We start from the raw sequence: 22251 nt of genomic DNA, 5'->3' as shown, positions 1-22251 counted from the left end.
ATCATGGTGCTATTGATTGATGCAATCAATGCTCTACGTGATTTCCTCGACACAGGTGGCCAAGTTCTCTTGGTCATCGGGGTCCTCATCTTCGCGATGTGGTTATTGATACTTGAGCGTTTTATGTATTTCTTTGGCGGCTTTAAACGCTACAAGAAAGACGTAAAGAGCACTTGGAGCAATAGAGCAGAGCGTAACAGCTGGAACGCAGAGCAAATTCGCCAAGCGATGATTTCACGCGCTGGCATGCAACTAAATAATAACCTTGCGCTAATTAACGTAATGGTTGCGTTATGTCCACTTTTAGGTCTGTTAGGTACCGTAACCGGCATGATCGAAGTATTTGATGTAATGGCAATCACAGGCACAGGCAGTGCTCGTTCGATGGCATCAGGGGTGTCTAAAGCCACTATTCCAACCATGGCCGGTATGGTGGGTGCACTTTCAGGGGTATTCGCATCAACGTTCTTACAACGTCGAGCAAAACGTGAAGTGCAATTACTTGAAGACAACATGGTCTTAGACCACTAAACGAATTTTAGGGTGATGTTACACATCACCCACTAGGAGACTAACAATGAGAGCGCCACTAGGTAACTTATTTCAAGAAGACGACGCAGAAGAAATCAACATGACGCCAATGCTAGACGTTGTTTTCATCATGCTTATCTTCTTCATCGTAACAGCATCATTTGTCAAAGAAGCGGGTATTGATGTTAACCGTCCGGAAGCAGCAACTGCAGTTAAAAAAGAGCGTGCCAACATCTTAGTTGCTATTTCTGACAAAGGTGAAATTTGGATCAACAAACGCCAAGTAGATATCCGTGCAGTACAAGCAAATATCGAGCGCTTAAAAGCTGAAAATCCACAAGGTAGCGTGGTTATTCAAGCTGATAAGAAAGCCACAACTGATGTACTTATCAAAGTTATGGATGCATCGCGAGCTGCTGGCGCATTTGATGTGTCGATTGCTGCGCAAGAAGCATCATAAGGAATGTGAGCGATGCGTTATATAGTTGCATTAATCATCGCTGGTATCGTGACTGTCATGCTGTTTTTAGGCATGCAGGCACTGATCACCGGTGGTGAAGGGGCCATGTCTGAGCCCGTAAAAGGAAACGTACTTGATTTTGTTCGTCTGAAAAAAGAAGAGACAGTGCAAAAGAAAGAACGTAAACCGCAAAAGCCACCAACGCCAAAAGAGCCACCTCCGCCAATGGAATCACCGCAAATGCAAAATAGTGATCCTAACGCGAGCAATGCCAACTTTGACTTTGGTGCTAGCGTTGAAGCAGACGTTAACTTAGCGGGTGGCTTAGCGCTTGAATCAAGCGACGGTGAATACCTACCGATTGTAAAAGTAGCGCCTGTTTATCCGCGCCGAGCTTTATCGCGTGGTATTGAAGGCTATGTGATTGTTGAGTTTACAGTAACCAAGCAAGGCACAGTACGTGACCCGAAAGTTATTAAAGCTGAGCCTGAATCACTGTTTGACCGCGCTGCGATGGATGCAGCACTTAAATTTAAATATAAACCGCGCGTTGTTAACGGTGAAGCTGTTGAAGTAGCGGGCGTACAGAACAAAATTTCTTTCCAAATTAACGGTTAGAAAAGAGGAATGCGATTATGAAACCTTTAAAAGTTGCCGTGATTTGCGCGGCTGCTTTCACAAGCAGCCTGGTAATCCCAAGCGTTGTTAGCATGTTGCCAGGTGTAACAATTGCTACCGCCTATGCTGAAGAGCAAAAAACCAAACGAGTACCTGCACTGCGTGAAAAAGTCTATAGCCAATTAGCTCGTGCACAAAAGCTGGCTGATGATGGTGATGCAAAAGCAGGGCTGGAAGCACTTGATAGTATTCAAGAGCGCTCTTCAAGCATGAACTCGTATGAAATTGCCATGATGCATAATTTCTATGGTTTTATTTACTACAACGAAAATGACCTAGATAAAGCAATTGCGTCGTTTGAAAAAGTAGTAAACGAAGATGCGATCCCAGAAACATTACGTGTAAGCACCATGTTTAGTTTAGCGCAACTTGCGATGGCTAATAGCGATTACGAAAAGGTAATCAAATACTTAGCGCAGTGGGATGTGATTAACGATAAGCCTAAAACAGATGCTTATTACGTTTTGAAATCTCAAGCTTATTATCAGCTTAAAGATTACCAAAAAGGCATTGAAAGCATTAACCTTGCTATCGCAGAAGCCGACAGCAAGGGCGAAATGCCAAAAGAAAACTGGCTAATCTTACAGCGTGCTATGTACTACTCACTTAATCAGTCTGACAAAGTAGTCGAGGTACTTGAGCGTTTAGTTAAGCTTTATAACAAGCCAGAGTACTGGGTTCAGTTAGGTGGCATGTACGGTGAAACGGGCGCAGAGAAAAAGCAATTAGCGATTTTAGAAGCGGCATACCAACAAGGTTTCATGAAATCTAAATCAGATTTACGTCAATTATCACAAGTGTATTTATACAACGGCCTGGCTTTTAAAGCCGCGAACGTGATGAGTAAAGCAATGCAAGACGGTATAGCTGAAAAATCAGCGAAAAACTATGCCTTTGTTGCAGAAGCGATGGTACAAGCAAAAGAAAGCGAAAAGTCACTTCCTTACTTTGCAAAAGCCGCGGATTTAGTAACGCATGGTCAATACGAACAACGTATTGCAGAGGTAAGCATTAACCTTGAAAAATATGAAGAAGCAGCGGATGCAGCACGTAAAGCCCTAGATAAAGGCGGCTTAGAGTTTGAATCGAATGTGTATGTTGCCTTAGGTATGGCGCAGTACAATTTACAAAACTTTGATGCCTCTATTTTAGCGTTTGAGCAAGCGGAAAAACACAAAAAGTCACAGCGTTTAGCTGAGCAATGGATCAAGTATGTGAAGCGTGAAAAAGTGCACGCCGAAACATTACGTACCGCCTTACTCTAAATGGTATTCAACAGGTAAGCGTACAAAAGAACTCATTTATAATCGCAACACCAAAGCTGCCTTCGGGCGGCTTTTTTCCGTTCCTAAAGTTTACTAACTTACTCTTTTTAAAATAATTAATATTGTCATTTTATGTTTATTAAAGTGTAACTAGTTTGTCATACAGCTCCCGTAAGGTAGTCGCAGTTTAAAACTCAAGTGTCCCAAAAGCATTAAGTTTCAGTGCTTTTCGGTGACTTGAGTTTATGCGCTAACACAATAATTAAATATCTATCTTAACGGAGTGAACAATGAAATTATCTGACTTATTTAAAGTTAGTCTGGTAGCTGCTGCAGTTTCTTTAGCTGGTTGTGGTGGTGATTTAGTCGTTAAAGAAGGCGACACCACTGTAAATGAAGGCGATAACATCACTAATATCATCGATAATGGTGGTGACAATGGTGATAACGGCGGCGATCAGTCAGGTCGTGATGATTCTCAAAATGCGACAACTGGTTTCCCAACTGACATCGAAAATGCCTTAACACAAGGTTTAGCAACAGATGTTTCTTCAGAATTCCCAACGATTACAGATAAACCAGTTTACCGTTTAAAAGCAGATACGACATTCACTGCAGATGTAACGTTAACAAATGACGCTCATTGGATTTTAAATGGTCGCACAGCGGTAGGTAACGACCGTACAGATAATACTGTTCTTTATATCCAACAAGGTACTACATTAATTGGCGAATCGGGTGATGATTTCTTAGTTGTTCGTCGCGGTTCACAAATCGAATCGGTAGGTACTGTAAGCCAACCAATCACAATGACTTCTATTCAAGATGTGACTAATGTTGAAACGTCTATCGGTCAGTGGGGTGGTTTAGTTCTTCTTGGTAATGCACCAGCAAACTCATGTGGTGACCAAGAAGGCGAAGCAACTGCAGACGAGCTTGCAAACTGTGGTGTTGCAGCTGAAGGTGATGCAGGTCAATTCGGTGGTAACGTTGCAGATGATAACTCAGGTACATTGAAATACTTAGTTGTTAAACATGCTGGTAAAACTCTGGGTAATGGTGACGAGTTAAACGGTATTTCATTTGCCGGTGTTGGTTCTGCTACAACTGTTGACTACATTCAAGTACACGAAAACTTAGATGATGGTATTGAGTTCTTTGGTGGTACAGTAAACGTAAGCAACGTGGTACTTACAAGTATTGGTGATGACTCACTAGATTGGTCTTTTGGTTGGACTGGTACGGCGAAAAACGTATACATTCAACAAGCTGCGAACTTAGGTGATAACGCGATTGAAGCTGACAACTCTGAGTTTGATTCAGACGCTACACCACTGACTAACCCTACCATTGAAAACGTAACAATCGTGGGTGCTGAAGGTAACAATGGTATTCGTCTACGTGCAGGTACTGCAGGTATGCTGAAAAACGTTTTCGTTACAGGCCCTGCAACGTACGAAAACTGTTTACGTGTTGGTTCTGATTCAGTTCCTCGTGCAGAAGACGGTTCACTAACTATCACTAACTCAATTGTTGCTTGTCAAACAGCTGCGAATAATTTCGGTAGCGAAACAATTAATGGTGGTACTGTACAAGCGTGGTTTGAAGGCCAAGACGGTAACCAAACTCTTACACCTGCAGATTTAATGCTAGATGATAATGGTTATATGCCTTTAGCAGGCTCACCATTATTAGCGAATGGTCAAATCGGAGCATTTAGCGCAACAAATAACTGGATGGAAGGTTGGACTGTTGCTATCAATGGCGGTTTCCCAACTGATATTGAAAATGCAATGGCGCAAGGTCTTGCGACAGACGTTTCATCTGAATTCCCACAAATCACTGATAAGCCAGTGTATCGTTTAGCTGAAGATACAACTTTCACTGCAGATGTAACATTAACAAATGACGCTCACTGGATCTTAAACGGTCGTACAGCAGTCGGTGGTGACCGTACTGATAGCGCAACATTATATGTTCAAGCGGGTACTACATTAATCGGTGAAACAGGTGATGACTTCTTAGTTGTTCGCCGTGGTTCACAAATCAACGCTAATGGTAATACAACAGCACCAATCACCATGACATCTATCCAAGATATGACAGGTGCAGAAACAGGCATCGGTCAATGGGGTGGTTTAGTATTACTTGGTAATGCACCGGCTAACTCGTGTGGTGACCAACAAGGTGAAACAACACCTGAAGAGCTAGCAAACTGTGGTGTTGCAGCTGAAGGTGATGCAGGTCAATTTGGTGGTGACGATGCAGAAGACAACTCGGGTGTTGTTCGTTATGTTGTCGTTAAACACGCAGGTAAAACATTGGGGAATGGCGATGAGCTAAATGGCATTTCATTCGCTGGTGTTGGTTCTAAAACAAAAGTTGAATACATCCAGGTTCACCAAAACCTTGACGATGGTATCGAGTTCTTCGGTGGTACTGTTAACGTTCGTAATGTTGTACTAACTGATATTGGTGATGACGCGTTTGACTGGTCATTTGGTTGGACAGGTCGTGCACAAAACGTATATATCCAACAATCATCTGTTGAAGGTGACAATGCAATCGAAGCAGATAACTCAGAATTCGATTCAAACGCTACACCATTAACTAAGCCACTACTTTCAAACGTAACGATTGTTGGTGCTGACGGTAAAAACGGTGTTCGTCTTCGTGCAGGTACGGCTGGTGTTATCCGTAACATGGTTGTGACAGGCCCTGAAGGTTACAAAAACTGTTTACGTGTAGGTTCTGACTCTGTAGCAAATGCTGAGTCTGGTGAGCTTTCTATCGAGAACTCAGTTGTAGCATGTAGTGCAGACAATAACTTCGGTTCTGAAGCAATTGGTTCTGGTAATGTTCAGTCTTGGTTCGAAGGTCAAACAGGTAACCAAACACTTACAGCAGCGACATTAAACTTAGCAACAGATGGTTTCACGCCTAAATCAAACTCTCCGCTATTAGGTGCAGGTGTTGATGCGTCAGACCTTGACCCATTCTTCACTAAAACAAGCTACATTGGTGCATTTGACGGTGACAATAACTGGATGGAAGGTTGGACAGTTGCTGTTAACCCAAGCTTCCCTGAAGATATCACTAACGCAATGGAACAAGGTCTAGCGACTGATGTTTCTGCTAGCTTCCCACAAATTACCGATAAGCCAGTGTATCAGTTAGCACAAGATGTTGTGTTCACATCTGACGTGACATTAACTAACGATGCTCACTGGATATTAAAAGGTCGTACAGCAGTGGGTGGTGACCGAACTGATAGTGCAACTCTTTATGTTCAATTTGGTACAACACTAATCGGTGAAAACGGTGATGACTTCTTAGTTGTGCGTCGTGACTCTAAGATTGAGGCTGTAGGTACAGCAACTCAACCAATCGTTATGACATCAATCCAAGATATGACAGGTGCTGAAACAGGTATTGGTCAATGGGGTGGTGTAGTGCTTCTTGGTAACGCACCAGCTAACTCTTGTGGTGACCAAGTGGGTGAAACAACAGCAGATGAACTTGCAAACTGTGGTGTTGCAGCTGAAGGTGATGCAGGTCAATTCGGTGGTAACCAACCAGAAGATAACTCAGGTACGCTTAAGTATGTTGTTGTAAAGCAAGCGGGTAAAACACTAGGTAACGGTGATGAGCTTAATGGTATCTCACTAGCTGGCGTTGGTAGCCAAACTGAACTTGATTATATCCACGTTCACGAAAACCTTGACGACGGTGTTGAGTTCTTTGGTGGTACTGCAAGCATTAGCCACTTAGTACTGACAAACATTGGTGATGATTCTCTTGATTGGTCATTCGGTTGGACTGGTAATGCACAATACGTATTAATCAAACAGTCTTCTTCAGAAGGTGATAATGCAATTGAAGCTGATAACTCAGAGTTTGATTCAGATGCATCACCTTTAACAACACCTACTATCTCTAACGTAACTATCATCGGTGCAGATGGTGTAAACGGTATCCGTTTACGTGCAGGTACTGCGGGTATGCTTAAAAATGTAGTAGTGACAGGTGGTGAAGGTTATAAAAACTGCTTACGAGTTGGCGCAGATTCAGCTCCACGCGCTGAAGATGGCTCACTGACTATCAGTCACTCAGTGGTTGCATGTGCAGCAGATAACAACTTCTCAAGCCAAGCAATTGGTACTGGTAATGTTCAATCTTGGTTCGAAGGCCAAGAAGGTAACTCTATTATGGACGCAGCGATGTTAGGTCTTAGCGACAACGGTTATCAACCAAGTGCAGAATCAGCATTACTTGGTAGCGGTTCCGATGCTTCAAGTCTAAATAGCTTCTTCGACCAAGTAGATTACATCGGTGCAATGGATGCGCAAACAGACTGGACAGCAGGTTGGGTAAAAGTAGGTCTTAACTAAGACCTTCTAATCCATGGTCGGGGGCGACCCCGGCCAGCTTCTAGTTTTGTTTTCGGAGTATAATAATGAAATCTTTTACCCCCTCTAAACTTGTGCGTTCAAAGATAAACCACGCAGTGCTTGCAGCACTAGTTGGCTTATCAGTGAATACTGCCTATGCAGCGGATGAAGCACAAGAAATTGAAGAAGTGGTTGCTGTAGGACAGCGTTTAAAAGGGAGTGCTGGCGCGGTTCTTCAAGAGCGTCAAAATCAAGCTTTCGTTGCTGATATCATGGGTGCAGAGCAAATCTCTCGTACTGGTGATGGCGATGCTGCATCGGCACTTCGTCGTGTAACAGGTTTGACACTTGTTGATGGCAAGTTCATTTATGTTCGTGGTTTAGGTGAGCGATATTCGAGTACTCAGCTTAATAGCATGTATGTACCAAGCCCTGATCCAACTCGCTCAGTTGTACCGCTTGACTTATTTCCATCAGATATTATTGAAAGTCTTAGTGTTCAAAAATCGTTTTCACCCGATATGCCAGCGCATTTTGGTGGTGGTAACGTAAATATTAGAACCAAATCAATTCCGACTGATTTTTTATTTAAAGTCGATATTGGTACTTCTTATAACACCAATAACAGTGATACAGGCTACTTCTATGAAGGTGGTGATGATGACTGGATGGGACGTGACGATGGAACTCGCGCGTTACCAAGTGAGTTCATCGATGCCTTTTATGGTGCTGGCCTTGAGGGTGATATCAATACAACATTGGCTGAGCGCCAAGCATTGATGTCGGCTCTTGACTGGAATATTTCAGCAACTGAAAAAGACGTTGATCCTGAAATGAGCTTTTCAGTTTCACTAGGCGATCGCTTTGAAAGTGAAATGGGCACATTTGGTGTACTTGCTGCTGTTTCTTATGAAAATGAGTGGGAAGTAGCGCAAGAGAAAAGTGGTACCAACCTTGGCAGCTTAGGGTGTGAAGACAAGTGTTTTGCTCAGTATTACGATGGTACATCGACTGAACAAAATGTGCGTTGGAGTGGGACATTCAATATTGGTTATGAGTTTAATTCAAACCATAAAATTGAACTGACTAATATTGCCCTGCATGACATGCGTGACCGTGTTCGTAATCGTAATTTCTATGATGCCAACGAAACGGAAGAAGGTGTTCGTGATCTTCGCCGTGTTGATGTCGTGTATGAAGAGCGTGAAATGTTCTCCAGCCAATTAAAAGGCACCCACAACTTTATTGATTTTAACAACTTGTTTGTTGATTGGTATGCCGGTACAAGCCGTGCAAACCGTGATGCTCCAGGTGGTGTTGATGCTGTTTTCCAACGTAACTATGACGATGGGGCGTTTGTATCTGAGCAATTACAGGACGTTTCTGCAACTAACGTGACACGTGAATTCCAAGTTCTTCATGACGAAGTTGATACCTGGGGTTGGAACATGGGTATGCCATTTTATGGTGAAGGCTATGAGCTTGAGCTAAAAGTAGGTGGCGACTTCTCTGAGAAAACACGTAACGCAAATAATACGACATTCGGTATTACACACCGTGGTATTTCAGATGATTATTCATTTGGCTCACGTTTAGATGAAATTTTCGCTTACGATAACATCAATAATGATGCTTTCTATGCAAGTTCAACGGGGTCAGGTATTTTCGACGACAGAACAACTGACGGTGATAAATACAGTGCGGCACATAAGCTAGATGCTTATTATTTTATGGCTGACTACTTTATCGACAACACTTGGCGTATTACTGGTGGTGTTCGTTGGGAAGATTTTGCGCAAGTATCAGTGCCATTTAAGGCGCATAGTAATTTGTTTGATGCGACAACTGATGAGTTAGCTGAAGTAGCTATCAAAGAAGATGACTTTTATCCATCTTTAGCTGTGACTTATATCATGGATGAAGAAATGCAATTTCGTTTAAATTTAAGCGAGACAACGATTCGTCCAGATATGCGTGATGTTAGCTCTACTTTCTTCGTTGACCCGTTAACGGAATTCCTTGTTCGTGGTTCACCGACATTACAAAGTTCAAAACTTAAAAATGCTGATTTCCGTTTTGAATGGTATATGGCATCAGGTAATAACCTATCAGTTGCATTGTTCTACAAAGACATTACTAACCCTATTGAAATGGTAGAGCTTGCGGGTGTTGGTGGTGCGGCACCACAGTTATTAACTGCTAATGCTGAATCAGGTGAGTTAACCGGTATTGAGGTTGATTTCTTAACTGATTTTAGCTTTATCAGTGCTGACTGGTCGAGTGTATTTTTGTCGGGTAACGTTACGCTATCTGATTCAAGTGTGAAACTAGGCATTGATGATTCTGACGGTGTTGATTCGTTGTTTGAGCAGCAATTAAAAGATGCACTTGATGCAGATACAGTGTCTAACATTGTTACTAACGATGAGCGCCGTTTAGTGGGTCACTCTGAGTGGGTAGCAAACTTGCAGATGGGTTATGACTCAGCTGATGGTTTCCATTCAACATCACTTGTATATAACGTGTTTGGTCCGCGTATTATTGTACCAGGTACTCGAGGTAACGAAGATGCAGAAGAGAAGCCATTCCATTCGCTTGATTTAGTTTATTCTTACTTCCCGAACTTCAATACAAAAGTTAAGTTCAAAATTGAAAACATCCTTGGTCAAGATAAAGAAATTGAACAAGAAGGTTTATCACTTTGGAAGAAAGAAGAAGGCACTAAGTTTAGCTTAGGCTTCAGCTACGAGTTTTAATGAAACTCCCCCAAGGAAGGATACAATAATAAATCCTAACGTTGATTTAGCCCTGCAATAGCAGGGCTTTTTTGTTTCTGTATTGTCTATACCCAAACCACCTCAAGATGCAGAATTCAGCGTTTCACAGGTGCTTAATATCAAGGCGTTACTTTGCAAGAATGGCAGTCCCTTTTAAGAAGTAACAACGATGAGAGTAAGTGCCTGTGAAGCGCCCAAGGGGTTGGTTTAAAAGCGATTTATACTGCGTTATTGATTTTAACAATAGAACCACTATTACTTGCAATCAATGCCTTGCCTAAATCGCTTTTAATTCCAACTGAAACTCGCATCTTGAGGTAGTTTGGGTATATTAAACCATTGCGTGTTATGGTAGTTCTAAGTGTTAAAACAGGGATTTAAAATGGACTTACGGTTAATTATAAATGGTAAAAAAGCGGCTGATGAGCAGCTTCGTGACGCCATCGGTAAATTTCGAACTAGTCAGCCACTGGCGGTGCGTGTTACCTATGAAGGCGGTGACATTAAGCGCTTTATTAATGAAGCCGTAGCAGAAGGCGTAAAACGTGTTGTTGTGGCTGGTGGCGATGGCACCGTTAATGAAGCAGTTAATGCATTAATGAAGTTAGAAAAATCACAGCGTTTAGAGCTTGCTATTTTACCTATGGGCACGGCGAATGACTTTGCCACAGCCGCCCACATTCCTCACGGGTACTTGCCAGCACTTAAACTTGCCGCCAATGGTCAGCCGCATGCAATTGATACGGTAGAGGTTGATGAGCGTTACTTTGTGAACGTAGCCAGTGCTGGTTTTGGGGCTAAAATTACCGCTACAACACCGCCTGCACTTAAGAACATACTAGGAGGTGGCGCATATACATTGGCAGGGCTTGTACAAGCGCTTAGTTTTGTACCTTACAGTGGCGAGTTAACACTGCCTGATGGTGAGCGTGCTTCGGGCGATATTATTGCTGCTGCCGTGTGTAATGGTCGCCAAGCGGGTGGTGGTCAGCTACTTGCGCCACATGCATACATAAATGATGGCTTGGTTGATTTAGTGGCGTTTACATCATTTGCAATTTCAGATGTGCCGGCGGTTATCGAAGAGCTAAGCAACTACCCTAATTCATCACAAAAGTGGGTAAAACGCTTTCAAGTGCCTTGGCTTGAATGGCAAACACAAACAGAAATGCCTATAAACTTAGATGGCGAGCCAATCACCTCAAAACAACAGCGTTTTGAAGTGCATGCTGGCGCGCTAAACATGGTGCTACCAGACGCTTGTCCGCTAATACGATGATGAAAAATTTTGATGTTACTCGGTTTGCGCTGGTTTTGCTTGGGCCGCAATGCTAGATTACTTCTGTAAAAATTAAATTCTCACGCAATGGACTTTAATTTTTAACAGTTTAGGTAATTTGAATGAATCAAACAGTGGAACAAACAATGAAAAAAGTAGGATTAGTCGGTTGGCGGGGCATGGTTGGCTCTGTGTTATTAGAACGTATGCAGCAAGAAAATGATTTTTCTAATATCGACACGACTTTTTTCACCACCTCTCAAACCGGTCAATTAGGTCCTGATCTTGCTGGCCCAGCTAAACCGCTTTTAGATGCCAATGATATTTCTGAGCTTGCAAAGATGGATATTATTGTCACTTGCCAAGGCGGTGACTATACCAAAGCCGTTTACCCGCAATTACGCGAATCAGGTTGGCAAGGTTACTGGATTGATGCGGCATCGGCACTGCGCATGAGTGACGATAGTATTATTGTGCTTGACCCGGTAAATAAAGATGTTATCACAGCGGGCCTAGAGCAAGGCGTTAAAACTTATGTTGGCGGTAACTGTACCGTATCACTTATGTTATTAGCACTTGGCGGTTTATTTGAGCAAGACTTGATTGAATGGGTTAGCCCAATGACATATCAAGCGGCTTCTGGTGCAGGTGCTCGCAACATGAAAGAATTAATTGCACAAATGGGTGCAATTCACGAAACCGTTGCTGATAAGCTTGCTGATCCTAACGCTGCTATTCTTGAAATTGACAAATTAGTCACCGAAAAAATTGCCTCAAGCGATTTACCGCAAGACCAGTTTGGTGTGCCTTTAGCAGGTAGCCTCATTCCTTGGATTGATGTACCAATGCCAAGTGGTCAAAGTAAAGAAGAGTGGAAAGCGCAAGTTGAAGCGAACAAAATTTTAGGCAGCAGCGAACAACCTATCCCTGTTGATGGCTTATGTGTTCGCATTGGTGCAATGCGTTGTCACTCACAAGCAATGACAATTAAGCTTCGCAAAGACATTAGCGTTGAGAAAATTGAAGAAATTCTTGCTTCTCACAATGAGTGGGTAAAAGTGATCCCTAATGACCGTGACATTTCTGCTACAGACTTAACACCTGTAAAAGTAACTGGCACACTGTCTATTCCTGTTGGTCGTATTCGTAAATTAGCGATGGGCCCTGAATATATCAGCGCGTTTACGGTTGGTGATCAACTGTTATGGGGTGCTGCAGAGCCACTTCGCCGCATGTTACGCATTATTGTTGATGGTCAACATTAATCACACAACTCAACATTAAGGCTAGCAGCTTGCTGGCCTTTTTTAGCACTAAAGGAAAGTAATGCACACGCCTAGTAAATGGAAAATGACACCCGAAAGAGTGTCGCAGTTTATTAAAACCTACAGCTTTGCATTAATGGTTGATAGTGAGTTTGAGGCAACTCATTTACCATTAGTTTATAAACCCGATGAGGGCGAGTTTGGGACCTTATATGGTCATGTTTCACGGGCAAATGGTCATGGTAAAAGCTTGCAAAATACTCGGGTATTAGTGGTTTTTAATGGGCCTCATAGTTATATATCTCCGACATGGTATGCAGAAAAGCCTGCTGTATCGACATGGAATTATGCTGTGGTTCATGCCAAGGGTAAGGTTGCATATCTTGATGATGAAAACACCTTAGCTTGCCTAGATGAGCTAATTAGGCAATACGAGCCAAGTATTTTAAACGATACCAGTTTGCTACCAGATGAATATCAAGCAAAGTTACTGCGGGGAATTGTAGGCATTAAAATTGAACTTGACTCAATTCAGGCAAAAGAAAAGTTAGGCCAGCATAAATCGGCGGCGGATCAGCAAGGTGTTGTAGCTGGGTTAAAGGCCGATAAACACCCTGATTGTCAGGCTTTACTTAGCTATATGCTAAAACACGAAGTAGGAATAGGCAGCTAATTTGCATCCAGCAAATGCTGCCAATTGGTTGGAAAGTACCTAGCATGGTTTTGTTAAAAGCATGTTAATTACTAAGGCTAAAGTTAGTACATTCCATGTTCATGTCAACTAAATGACATATATATGAAGGTAAGTTTTGGGTATAGACAATAAAAATAGCCATAAACTGCACATTGATTTTATTAGCCCAATCTATTTTGCCCCATAAAAATAAACACTTATTTATTTGCTGAACTTCCAAGGCCTCACTATATTTTCTTAAGTACCTAGTTGGAAGTATGCTATGAATATCTCAAAAAAATTAAAGCTCGCTTTTGCATCAGCCATCGCGCTGCCGCTGATCATCATTGCTGCGCTTGTAATTACACAAACAAGACAGCAAGCTCTCGACAATTTTGCCGAGCTTAGTGAAAGAGAAGCCAGACAAGTCGATAATGGTATCAGTATGTTTTTTGCAGAAATTGAGAAAAATGTCGATTACCTTGCTTCTCATACCGCTATCTTAGACGCCAAGCAAGGCGTTAAAACCCATATGCAATCACCTAGTGCAGAGATGCTTGATCATTTAAGTGGCAGTAGCACCGAAAAAAACGCTTTTAGTTTGTTTGATCACTTTGGCGTAACCCACCCGGGACTTGCTTATATCTACATGGGTAATGAACAAGGTGGTTATATTCAATGGCCAGAGGGTGAAGTAACAGCAAATTATGACCCAAGAGTTAGGCCATGGTACGAAACAGGTAAAGCTGCAAATGGTAAAACAGTAAGAACCAATGCCTATTATTGGGCAGTAGATGACATGGTAATTGTTTCTACTGTTAAGGCAATTAAAGAAGAGGGCGAGTTTATTGGTGTGCAAGGCATGGATGTATCCTTGCAGGGGCTTACCGATATTATTGCGAACATTAAACTTGGTGAAACTGGCTATTTAATGCTGATTGAAGACAGTGGCAATGTACTCGTTGACGTTAAAAATGCTGATTACAGGTTTAAGCAGCTAGCACAAGTCAATAACGGAAAATACAAGCAGCTCGCTGAGAATAATCATGGTCAATTTGAAATAGACATTAATGGTAAAGATTACTTAGCGAATATTTATACCTCACAAAAACTAGGCTGGAAATTTATAGGCTTAGTTGAAAAATCTGAAGTGATGAGTGCCGCAAATGCAATGACGATTACTATTTTAGTCATCAGTGCAATTCTGATTGCTGTATTCATTCTAGTTGCTAGCTACATTTCTAAATTAATTTCAGCACCTATTGTTGAAGTAAGTGATGGCCTGACAGAAATATCGCAAGGTGGTGGTGATCTAACCAAACGTTTGGTTATTAAAACACGTGATGAAACGGCCAAATTAGCAAACAGCTTTAATTTATTTTTGAACCTGATATCGGATTTAGTTACGCAAATTAATGATTGCGCTCAAAATGTGAGTGATACCTCCGCACAAACATCATCACAGGCCGCACAACTGTCAGGCTCAACATCGCAGCAACAACAAGCTCTTGAAATGGCGGCCACAGCGATTAATGAAATGGCAGCGACTGCTAATGAGGTCTCTGCCAGTTGTGCAAATGCAGCTGAGCTTGCATCGCAAACTCAACAAGCCTCAGAGCTTGGACAAAGTGTGATTTCTCAGACTGTTGATAGCGTTGTATCTTTGTCTGAAGTGATCACCAAAGCAACTCAAGATATAAACCAACTTGATGCTGAAAGTGAAAACATCATGTCGATATTGAGCGTAATAAGAGGGATTGCAGAACAAACCAATTTATTAGCATTAAATGCGGCAATTGAAGCGGCGAGGGCGGGCGACCATGGCCGAGGCTTTGCGGTTGTTGCAGATGAGGTTCGTGCATTATCACAAAGAACATCTGAATCAACAGAAGAAATTGCAAGCCAATTAGACTCCTTACGAAAGATGTCTGATCAAGTGTCAAAAGAAATGACAACCAGCTTAAACCGCACAAATAAAACAGTTGAGTTAGCCCATTCAGCACAGCAACAATTTAGTGAAATAACCGCGTCAATTGTTAATATTAGCGATTTGAATACACAAATCGCGACAGCAGCTGAAGAGCAACAGCATGTAGCTGAAGACATTAATCGTAATGTGGTAGAGATTAAAAACGCGGCGGATGATGTCAGCGAAATTGCTGAAAGTGCAAGAGGCAACGGAGAGAAACTAAACTTATTATCGAACACGCTTACTGATTTAGTAGGTAAGTTTAAAGTTTAGAGTAGTTAAAATTATGCTTGGATACTAACCTTGTCCCTTTTTTGTTGATTAAATAGAGATTAAAGGTTAGTTTTTATGTTGGTATTATCAAACCTAAAGTAGAACATGCAGGGAAAAATATTTCAGCTAAACAATAACAAACAAACTATTTATATATTTTTTATCATGCTATTTTTTACGCTGAGTCTCCACCTCCTCATAAGCTACCTTCAAGTAAATCATCAAAAGCAGTTTGCTGAATCTCTATTAACTAAAGCAGAAAATATATCGAATGATATAGTGGCTTCTATCCAAGAAGTCGCAACGCTATCTCCTAATAGATGTGACTCTGATTCCATCAACACATTACGTATAATTCTTTCAAAATATGAATACACTCATGACTTAGGTCTAATTTTTGATGGTAAGGTCGGTTGTTCAGCAAACTGGGGACTATTTGAAACTCCAATTTTATTTGCAAGAGAGTTTTATAGTTCTTCCTCGGGGTATCAATTCGCTTCGAAGGTAGGGAATATTTTCCCAGTTCCAGCCAGATACGATATAACAAAAAAAGACAACGTGATTGCTTTCACAATTAATGAACCATTTAAGAGTTTTGACCATCTTGAAAAAGGGTTTTCTTATAAAATTATTTCAAAAAATGAGAGCCATACTTTCCATAACTACAAATCTGAGTATCAGTTCAAAAAGGATACGTTATTAAATTCTCAGGAATTAAAAATTTGCAGTTCAAAATTCGAATACTGCGTAGAGACGTTAAATAATCGTCCTGGGCTACTTTATTTACCAATTTTTATCTCGTCATCACTTATTTGTTTAATCGGGTTAATAAGTTTTTTAATTGCTTATTCTGTTATTTCATATTTTGATAAGAACTCTTCAATCGAGTTTAGGTTGCGTAAAGCTATAAAAAACGGTGAATTATATTTAGAGTACCAACCAATAATTGAGCTGAAAAATAATAAAATAATTGGTGTGGAGAGCCTAGTTAGGTGGAAAGACGCCGTTCATGGAAATGTATCACCTGAACTTTTCTTAAGTATCGCAGAACAGTTAGGCTTGTACTCAACCTTAGCATATGACTTAGTTAAAAGAGCATTTGCAGAGCTTTCAGCTATTTTACATAGGGATCCCGAGTTCACAGTTGCGATTAATGTTAATGCGTACGAAATTAAAACTTCAGAGTATTTAGATAACCTATACGAACTTTGTATGAGTTATAAAATAAAGCCGCAGCAAGTAAAAATAGAAATTACAGAGCGAATAGGTTTGCCACTTGAAGAGTTATCTAACTTTGCAACACGGGCAAAGTACTATGGCTTTATTATTGCTCTTGATGATTTTGGAACAGGAGTATCTAACCTTGTGTGGCTCACTGAAATTAACTTCGACATCATTAAAATTGATAAAATATTAACACAATCAATAACGGATGAATTTAAACAGGATATGGTATTAGCCATTATGTCTCTGGTTACAAATCTTAATCGCTTGGTCATTTTTGAAGGGGTTGAGGTGTTTGAAGAATATAACTTCATAAAAGCTTTTAATCCTAATCATCAAATTCAAGGTTGGTATTTTTATAAGTCTTTACCATTAACCGAGCTAAATAAAGCACTAGATGGCCAGCAAGGATGACAATGAAAATAGAAAGTGTGAACACTGAAGATTTCCCAGAACTACTTAGTGTATGGGAAAACTCAGTTCGAGCGACACATGATTTTATAACAGAAGACGACATAGCCTTTTTTAAGCCCATTATCATTGAGCAGGCTTTTCCAAATGTTACTTTGAAGTGCATAAAGGATGAACATAAAGCAATTTTAGGTTTTGTTGGTGTTCACGATAGCAAAATTGAAATGTTGTTCATTTTAGATGCTGCCAGAGGTGAGGGGATAGGTAAAGTACTCTTGAACTATGCGGTTGAGCAATTAGCAGCCAACAAAGTGGATGTTAATGAGCAAAACCCACTTGCAGTTGGGTTTTATCAACATATGGGGTTTAAAGTTATCTCACGCTCACCTTTAGATGATATGGGCAAACCATTTCCAATATTACACATGGAACTCGTGTAGGAATGGCTACAGCCATGTAGGTCGTCATTTATGGCGACAATAACTGTGAACGATGAATGTACGGCGTTGAAACGCCTCCTACATACTTTACTCTCGTAACTCGCAAACTTTACTCTCATATCTCGCTAACTTCTCTTTTAACGCGCTAAAGCACGACCTACAACGCGCGAAACAAGTTTCACGCCTACGATTGAAAACATTGGGCTCTAGGATTTAGGCTCTGGGACGCGATGTAAAATCGCTGCTACTTGCTCGGCGTTAAAACGCCTCCTGAAACTTTCACCTTGTAACTCGCAAACTTCTCTTTTAACGCGCTAAAGCACGACCTACAACGCGCGAAACAAGTTTCACGCCTACGTTGGAAAACATTAGGCGCTAGGATTTAGGCTCTGGGACGCGATGTAAAATCGCTGCTACTTGTTCGGCGTTGAAACGCCTCCTACAAACTTTACTCTCGTATCTTACAAACTAAAAAATCATTACTTGTCATACAAAATAATCTATTGTATTTTCAGGGGATTAAGGTTTAAAAATAAAAGGATTTTAGTAATGGTTAAACTAAATGGATTCACAGTTTTAATTTTGATTGCTATCAGTTCGCTAATAACTTATTTGGTTACTTCATCGAGCAACAATAGTGAGGTGACGGCTACCGTAATAGAGAGTCAAGTTAATAGTGATTCTAATAAAGAAGTGATCTCGGCGAATAACAAAGATATACATCAAAGCACTATTCAAGTTAAACAATTAGCCAGTTCAGAGCCTGAAGGTAATAAGGTGAGTGAAGAGCAAGGTCAACAAACGAATTTAGCTGATAGACATTTTTCATCATCAGAATCTGTTACCAATTCATTCATCACTGATAATGGGTAAATTAAACAGCAAAGCGTATTTGGCGCAATCACAATTCCTGAATTTCATGACTTTTTGAATAATGTACGAGTTACTGAAGAAACAGATAATTCAATAGAAAGAGAAGTTAAGCTGCTCGAGATGTTGAGTCAAATTCGCACAAACGACGTTTATGCTGAAGACTTTGCTTGTAGAGGTAAAGTCTGTGCTATGTCATTTCACCATGAGGCTAACTCTGATTTTGATCTTGATAAGTTGAGTACTTTTGATGAAAACTACCTTTTCACAAACACATCAAAAGACGAATCAGGTTCAACAGTGACAAGAGTCTTGTTTATTCAAACAGACAACCCATCTCAATTAGTTTTTACCAATGGCTAGTCTTTGTAAGTCGCTATTTATGGCGACAAAACCTTGAACATTTTCATGTAGGAACGGCTTTTGCCGTGAACCATAAATGTTTGGCTTTGAAACGCCTCTTATAAACAAACGCGCGAAACAAGTTTCACGCCTACGTTGGAAAAACATTAGGCGCTAGGATTCAGGCTCTAGGACGCGATGTAAAATCGATGCTATTTGCTCGGCGTTGAAACGCCTCCTACAACTTTCATCTTGTAGCTTGCTAACTTTCCCCTTGTAACTTGTAACTCGTCACTTATCTTTTGCTTAATTTGCTGTTCGCGATATGCTGACATAACGAATATTGAATTACATTGGAATTGAAAATGAAGCTCAATCAGGTGACGTTACCTGTAAAAGATATGGATGAAGCGGTGGCTTTTTACTTAACACTGGGAATGATTCAGATTGTAGATACCCCGCATTACGCACGCTTTCAATGCCCAGATGGTGATGCCACATTTTCGCTGTCATTAGAAACCGATAATTATAATAATCATGCGGTAATTTATTTTGAACATGAGCAGCTCGATGAGCTCTACGCAAGCCTTGTTGAAAAAGGCATTAACTTTGAACAGCCACCAACCGCCCAGCGTTATTTATGGAAAGAAGCAATTTTAAAAGATCCATCAGGTAATAAAATTAAATTGTATTGGGCCGGAGAGAACCGCTTAAACCCACCATGGAAAGTAGAAAAAAGAGGATAAATTAAAGGCGCTAGGTCCTAGCGCCTAATATCTAAAAACTAACCTCTTAAAATGTTACTGCTTTTCTTTCAGTAATTGTTTTAGTTCGGCCATTTCAGCTTGTAGCTGAGCAATTTGTCCTTTGGTTGCAGGCATGTCGGCATCAGATGTTTGCTCTTCTCGAGCGTTGCGATGCTCTTCAGACATGACTTCTAAAATTGCACCCACCATCATGTTTAAAAATATAAAGGCAGTTAAGAAGATAAACGTTAGGTAGAAAATCCAACTGAGTTCATACACAGCCATGGTCTCATACATGACATCAGTCCAATCCTCGAACGTTGCAATCCTAAATAGGGTGAGCATAGAAATAGATACATCGCCCCATAATACAGGGTTTATATCAGCAAACAGCATGCTACCCATAGCGGCATAAATATAAAAAATCACAAACATAAGTAGGGCAATATAGCCCATTTGCGGAATAGCTTTTAAAAGCGAGTTAACCAGCAGTCTAAGCTCTGGGATCATAGAGACTAGTCGCAGAACGCGGAAAATACGCAGTAATCGAGCGATAAAAATTGTTGATCCAGCTGCAGGGTAAAGGCTACCGACCACGATTATGAAATCAAAAATATTCCAACCTTTGCTGAAAAAATCTTTAAAGCCACGGCTTGCGATAAAACGGATCACTAGTTCAACTAAAAAGAATACCGTGATACCTACGTCCATCCAATGTAAAGCAAGCTCAGCTGTAGGATGTAATGAATAGGTATGTGCACCCACTGTTAGTGCTGAAATAACAATGACAGCGATAACAAATGATTGAAAAATTTTACTTTTATCGATACGCTGAAACAGCTCTTGTAACTGCGACAACATCATATAGAACCCTTTGGTAATAATATTTAAACCCACGCAATATACAGGAAAACGCAGCACCAATGTATAACTACATAAAGGAAATTTAATGTTTTTTAATGCTTTAAAATTGGCCATCATCGCGACTGTTGTAGTGCTCTTGTCAGCTTGTAGCTCAGACGCCCGTTATCATGAAATTCAATCGGCGCGTTTAAGTGAATGCAATCATATGGCAGATAAAGAGTACCATGAGTGTGTAAAGCGCCAGCAAGATGGCTACGAAGAATTTAAAAAACAACAAGCAGAACATGACTAAAACTGAAAAGCGCCAAGATAAGGCTATTCGAGTTGCGTTAACGCAAGCGTGCGAACAAGCAAAAGAACAAGTACACGAATTTTCATGGTTAACTCATACTGCTGATCTAAAAAAACTACCGCAATCGCTGAGAGTAAGTTGTTACTGTAAAGAGCTGCCGATTACAGCTGAGCAAACCCAGTTAATTAGCAGTCTAATTATCAAAGAATTGAGTGCAATAGATTTAGCGATCAATCCAAAAGCAATTGCGTTTTTAAAGGAATAAAAATGAATTTAAATTTAACCCCTAAACAGATGGTTAGGTTAAACCTAGCTCTTGCTGTGTTGTTTTGTATTATTGGTGTGTACAGCTTGCAATCAGACTCATTACCTATTTCAAGTTTTACTGGTTTTATATTTGCTATCGGTTTTTTGGCACAGGCCTATCGCTATACAGAAAAGTTTGTAGCCAAAACAGCCCTTAGTAAAACACTCACAGCAACAGACACAAGCCTCACGGTTAAGCAGGTGTATTATGGCGAGCAAGTAGAGACTCTTGAGTTGAGCCGTATTACACAATTGAAAGTTGCTGATAACTATTTAGCTGTCATTTTAGATGGCAACGGCCAAGGCTTCGATTTTCAAATTAAAGGCAAAGCTCAAGCCATTACTGAACGTTTAAATGAAATATTGCCAAAGGAGCTGCTTAAAAACAGCCCAATCAAACAGGTTTAATTTGGTAAGCCAGCTGCAAATGGCTATAATCGGCAAAAATTATTGAAAGAGATATAGCAATGGCAGTGCCTACGCGTTCACAAATTTCAATTGGCTGCGAAGTCAACATTGTATTAAAACAAGATCAACGAACTGGTCAGTTAACTCAAGGTATAGTGTCACGTATTTTAACTAAGTCACCGAATCACCCGCATGGTATTAAAGTTCAACTTGATGATGGTCAAGTAGGGCGCGTGAAAGAGATTTTATCATGAGTGTTTTAAGCGAAAGTGAATTTTGGCAACTCGTGACCGCCGAAGATAAAACTGCCGAGCCTGAGTCTGTTTGTAATGCATTAAAAGCAAAACTGACTGATTTATCTGACCAGCAGCTGATGGAATTTGATAAGCAGTTTAACCTACGTATGCGTAAAGCCTATACCTGGGACTTATTTGGTGCAGCTTATGTAATGGCCGGTTGTAACGATGATTATGGCTTTTCTGAGTTTTTATGTTGGCTTATTTCACGTGGTGAACAGGCTTTTTTAAAGGCGCTTGAAAACCCAGACTCAATTGCTGAGTGTACGCCAGTTTATCATTTAAACGAACAGCCTTACCCGTATTTAGATGAGTACGACTTGATTGCCGGTATGTTGTACGAAGAGCGTAATGATGACGAATTACCCTTTGTGCCATCAGGCCTTGAGCAACCAAAAGGTAAACGTTTTAAAGATAAAGCAAAGTTTTTAAAACAAACCTACCCAAATTTATACGCCAAGTATTGGCAACAACCGAGTTAAATAAAAGCA

General features: G+C 40.7%; 21 protein-coding genes. 20 read left to right on the top strand and 1 reads right to left on the bottom strand.

Annotated features, from left to right (window positions below):
• Positions 1-3: 3 nt before the first annotated feature.
• The 15 genes from EVU92_RS17965 to EVU92_RS17895 all read left to right on the top strand — a co-directional run bounded on the left by EVU92_RS17965 (position 4) and on the right by EVU92_RS17895 (position 19594).
• Complete coding sequence (locus EVU92_RS17965; protein WP_054552070.1) at positions 4-531, top strand: MotA/TolQ/ExbB proton channel family protein; 528 nt, start codon at positions 4-6, stop codon at positions 529-531.
• Between the two features lie 46 nt (positions 532-577).
• Positions 578-991 carry a biopolymer transporter ExbD gene (locus EVU92_RS17960; RefSeq protein WP_063707380.1) on the top strand — a complete coding sequence of 138 codons (414 nt, stop codon included), beginning with the start codon at positions 578-580 and terminating at the stop codon, positions 989-991.
• Between the two features lie 12 nt (positions 992-1003).
• Positions 1004-1609, top strand: a complete 606-nt coding sequence (locus EVU92_RS17955; protein ID WP_054552071.1) for an energy transducer TonB — start codon at positions 1004-1006, stop codon at positions 1607-1609.
• A gap of 17 nt (positions 1610-1626) precedes the next feature.
• Positions 1627-2934, top strand: coding sequence for a tetratricopeptide repeat protein (locus EVU92_RS17950; RefSeq protein WP_130052553.1), 1308 nt, complete (start codon positions 1627-1629; stop codon positions 2932-2934).
• A gap of 290 nt (positions 2935-3224) precedes the next feature.
• Positions 3225-7325, top strand: a complete 4101-nt coding sequence (locus tag EVU92_RS17945) for a hypothetical protein (protein WP_130052551.1) — start codon at positions 3225-3227, stop codon at positions 7323-7325.
• Positions 7326-7390: 65 nt separating this feature from the next.
• On the top strand, positions 7391-10081 hold the full coding sequence (locus tag EVU92_RS17940) for a TonB-dependent receptor (protein WP_130052549.1): 2691 nt from the start codon (positions 7391-7393) through the stop codon (positions 10079-10081).
• A gap of 403 nt (positions 10082-10484) precedes the next feature.
• Positions 10485-11381, top strand: a complete 897-nt coding sequence (yegS, locus tag EVU92_RS17935; RefSeq protein WP_130052547.1) for a lipid kinase YegS — start codon at positions 10485-10487, stop codon at positions 11379-11381.
• 122 nt (positions 11382-11503) lie between these two features.
• A complete protein-coding gene (gene asd, locus EVU92_RS17930; protein WP_130052545.1) occupies positions 11504-12646 on the top strand; it encodes an aspartate-semialdehyde dehydrogenase in 1143 nt (380 codons plus the stop codon).
• Positions 12647-12707: 61 nt separating this feature from the next.
• Positions 12708-13319 (top strand): FMN-binding negative transcriptional regulator, encoded by a 612-nt coding sequence (locus EVU92_RS17925; RefSeq protein ID WP_130052543.1) that lies wholly within the window; start codon positions 12708-12710, stop codon positions 13317-13319.
• 283 nt (positions 13320-13602) lie between these two features.
• Positions 13603-15561 carry a methyl-accepting chemotaxis protein gene (locus EVU92_RS17920; protein ID WP_130052541.1) on the top strand — a complete coding sequence of 653 codons (1959 nt, stop codon included), beginning with the start codon at positions 13603-13605 and terminating at the stop codon, positions 15559-15561.
• A gap of 105 nt (positions 15562-15666) precedes the next feature.
• Positions 15667-17199 (top strand): EAL domain-containing protein, encoded by a 1533-nt coding sequence (locus EVU92_RS17915; protein WP_130052539.1) that lies wholly within the window; start codon positions 15667-15669, stop codon positions 17197-17199.
• A 2-nt stretch (positions 17200-17201) separates the two neighbouring features.
• On the top strand, positions 17202-17636 hold the full coding sequence (locus EVU92_RS17910) for a GNAT family N-acetyltransferase (RefSeq protein ID WP_130052537.1): 435 nt from the start codon (positions 17202-17204) through the stop codon (positions 17634-17636).
• Between the two features lie 549 nt (positions 17637-18185).
• Positions 18186-18509: a hypothetical protein gene (locus tag EVU92_RS17905; RefSeq protein ID WP_130052535.1), complete on the top strand. Its 324-nt coding sequence runs from the start codon at positions 18186-18188 to the stop codon at positions 18507-18509.
• Between the two features lie 54 nt (positions 18510-18563).
• Complete coding sequence (locus EVU92_RS17900; protein WP_130052534.1) at positions 18564-18869, top strand: hypothetical protein; 306 nt, start codon at positions 18564-18566, stop codon at positions 18867-18869.
• A 344-nt stretch (positions 18870-19213) separates the two neighbouring features.
• Positions 19214-19594: a VOC family protein gene (locus EVU92_RS17895; RefSeq protein WP_130052532.1), complete on the top strand. Its 381-nt coding sequence runs from the start codon at positions 19214-19216 to the stop codon at positions 19592-19594.
• Between the two features lie 54 nt (positions 19595-19648).
• Here the strand turns inward: EVU92_RS17895 and EVU92_RS17890 are convergent, their stop codons facing one another.
• On the bottom strand, positions 19649-20455 hold the full coding sequence (locus tag EVU92_RS17890) for an ion transporter (RefSeq protein WP_175580486.1): 807 nt from the start codon (positions 20453-20455) through the stop codon (positions 19649-19651).
• Between the two features lie 88 nt (positions 20456-20543).
• Between EVU92_RS17890 and EVU92_RS17885 the strand changes: the two genes are divergently transcribed.
• Genes EVU92_RS17885 through EVU92_RS17865 form a run of 5 tightly spaced genes read left to right on the top strand, consistent with a single transcriptional unit; the run spans position 20544 to position 22242 of the window.
• Positions 20544-20750, top strand: coding sequence for a hypothetical protein (locus EVU92_RS17885; RefSeq protein WP_130052529.1), 207 nt, complete (start codon positions 20544-20546; stop codon positions 20748-20750).
• On the top strand, positions 20743-21015 hold the full coding sequence (locus EVU92_RS17880; protein WP_130052527.1) for a hypothetical protein: 273 nt from the start codon (positions 20743-20745) through the stop codon (positions 21013-21015). The genes EVU92_RS17885 and EVU92_RS17880 overlap by 8 nt, the downstream gene beginning before the upstream one ends.
• 2 nt (positions 21016-21017) lie before the next feature.
• Positions 21018-21464, top strand: coding sequence for a hypothetical protein (locus EVU92_RS17875; protein ID WP_130052525.1), 447 nt, complete (start codon positions 21018-21020; stop codon positions 21462-21464).
• 59 nt (positions 21465-21523) lie between these two features.
• Positions 21524-21718: a YwbE family protein gene (locus tag EVU92_RS17870; RefSeq protein WP_130052523.1), complete on the top strand. Its 195-nt coding sequence runs from the start codon at positions 21524-21526 to the stop codon at positions 21716-21718.
• Positions 21715-22242 carry a DUF4240 domain-containing protein gene (locus EVU92_RS17865; RefSeq protein ID WP_062565591.1) on the top strand — a complete coding sequence of 176 codons (528 nt, stop codon included), beginning with the start codon at positions 21715-21717 and terminating at the stop codon, positions 22240-22242. The genes EVU92_RS17870 and EVU92_RS17865 overlap by 4 nt, the downstream gene beginning before the upstream one ends.
• Positions 22243-22251 lie beyond the last annotated feature (9 nt).

Source organism: Pseudoalteromonas sp. MEBiC 03485, assembly GCF_004195145.1.
Taxonomy (GTDB): Bacteria; Pseudomonadota; Gammaproteobacteria; order Enterobacterales; family Alteromonadaceae; genus Pseudoalteromonas; species Pseudoalteromonas apostichopi.
This window is presented reverse-complemented; position numbering and strand designations above follow the sequence as displayed.

Coding starts and splice junctions, on each gene's coding strand:
- EVU92_RS17895 (WP_130052532.1), top strand. CDS start 19,214: ATGAAGCTCAATCAGGTGACGTTACCTGTAAAAGATATGGATGAAGCG.
- EVU92_RS17950 (WP_130052553.1), top strand. CDS start 1,627: ATGAAACCTTTAAAAGTTGCCGTGATTTGCGCGGCTGCTTTCACAAGC.
- EVU92_RS17920 (WP_130052541.1), top strand. CDS start 13,603: ATGAATATCTCAAAAAAATTAAAGCTCGCTTTTGCATCAGCCATCGCG.
- EVU92_RS17880 (WP_130052527.1), top strand. CDS start 20,743: ATGACTAAAACTGAAAAGCGCCAAGATAAGGCTATTCGAGTTGCGTTA.
- EVU92_RS17915 (WP_130052539.1), top strand. CDS start 15,667: ATGCAGGGAAAAATATTTCAGCTAAACAATAACAAACAAACTATTTAT.
- EVU92_RS17890 (WP_175580486.1), bottom strand. CDS start 20,455: ATGTTGTCGCAGTTACAAGAGCTGTTTCAGCGTATCGATAAAAGTAAA.
- EVU92_RS17865 (WP_062565591.1), top strand. CDS start 21,715: ATGAGTGTTTTAAGCGAAAGTGAATTTTGGCAACTCGTGACCGCCGAA.
- EVU92_RS17910 (WP_130052537.1), top strand. CDS start 17,202: ATGAAAATAGAAAGTGTGAACACTGAAGATTTCCCAGAACTACTTAGT.
- EVU92_RS17870 (WP_130052523.1), top strand. CDS start 21,524: ATGGCAGTGCCTACGCGTTCACAAATTTCAATTGGCTGCGAAGTCAAC.
- EVU92_RS17945 (WP_130052551.1), top strand. CDS start 3,225: ATGAAATTATCTGACTTATTTAAAGTTAGTCTGGTAGCTGCTGCAGTT.
- EVU92_RS17925 (WP_130052543.1), top strand. CDS start 12,708: ATGCACACGCCTAGTAAATGGAAAATGACACCCGAAAGAGTGTCGCAG.
- EVU92_RS17875 (WP_130052525.1), top strand. CDS start 21,018: ATGAATTTAAATTTAACCCCTAAACAGATGGTTAGGTTAAACCTAGCT.
- EVU92_RS17965 (WP_054552070.1), top strand. CDS start 4: ATGGTGCTATTGATTGATGCAATCAATGCTCTACGTGATTTCCTCGAC.
- EVU92_RS17955 (WP_054552071.1), top strand. CDS start 1,004: ATGCGTTATATAGTTGCATTAATCATCGCTGGTATCGTGACTGTCATG.
- EVU92_RS17960 (WP_063707380.1), top strand. CDS start 578: ATGAGAGCGCCACTAGGTAACTTATTTCAAGAAGACGACGCAGAAGAA.
- EVU92_RS17885 (WP_130052529.1), top strand. CDS start 20,544: ATGTTTTTTAATGCTTTAAAATTGGCCATCATCGCGACTGTTGTAGTG.
- asd (WP_130052545.1), top strand. CDS start 11,504: ATGAATCAAACAGTGGAACAAACAATGAAAAAAGTAGGATTAGTCGGT.
- EVU92_RS17940 (WP_130052549.1), top strand. CDS start 7,391: ATGAAATCTTTTACCCCCTCTAAACTTGTGCGTTCAAAGATAAACCAC.
- EVU92_RS17905 (WP_130052535.1), top strand. CDS start 18,186: ATGGTTAAACTAAATGGATTCACAGTTTTAATTTTGATTGCTATCAGT.
- yegS (WP_130052547.1), top strand. CDS start 10,485: ATGGACTTACGGTTAATTATAAATGGTAAAAAAGCGGCTGATGAGCAG.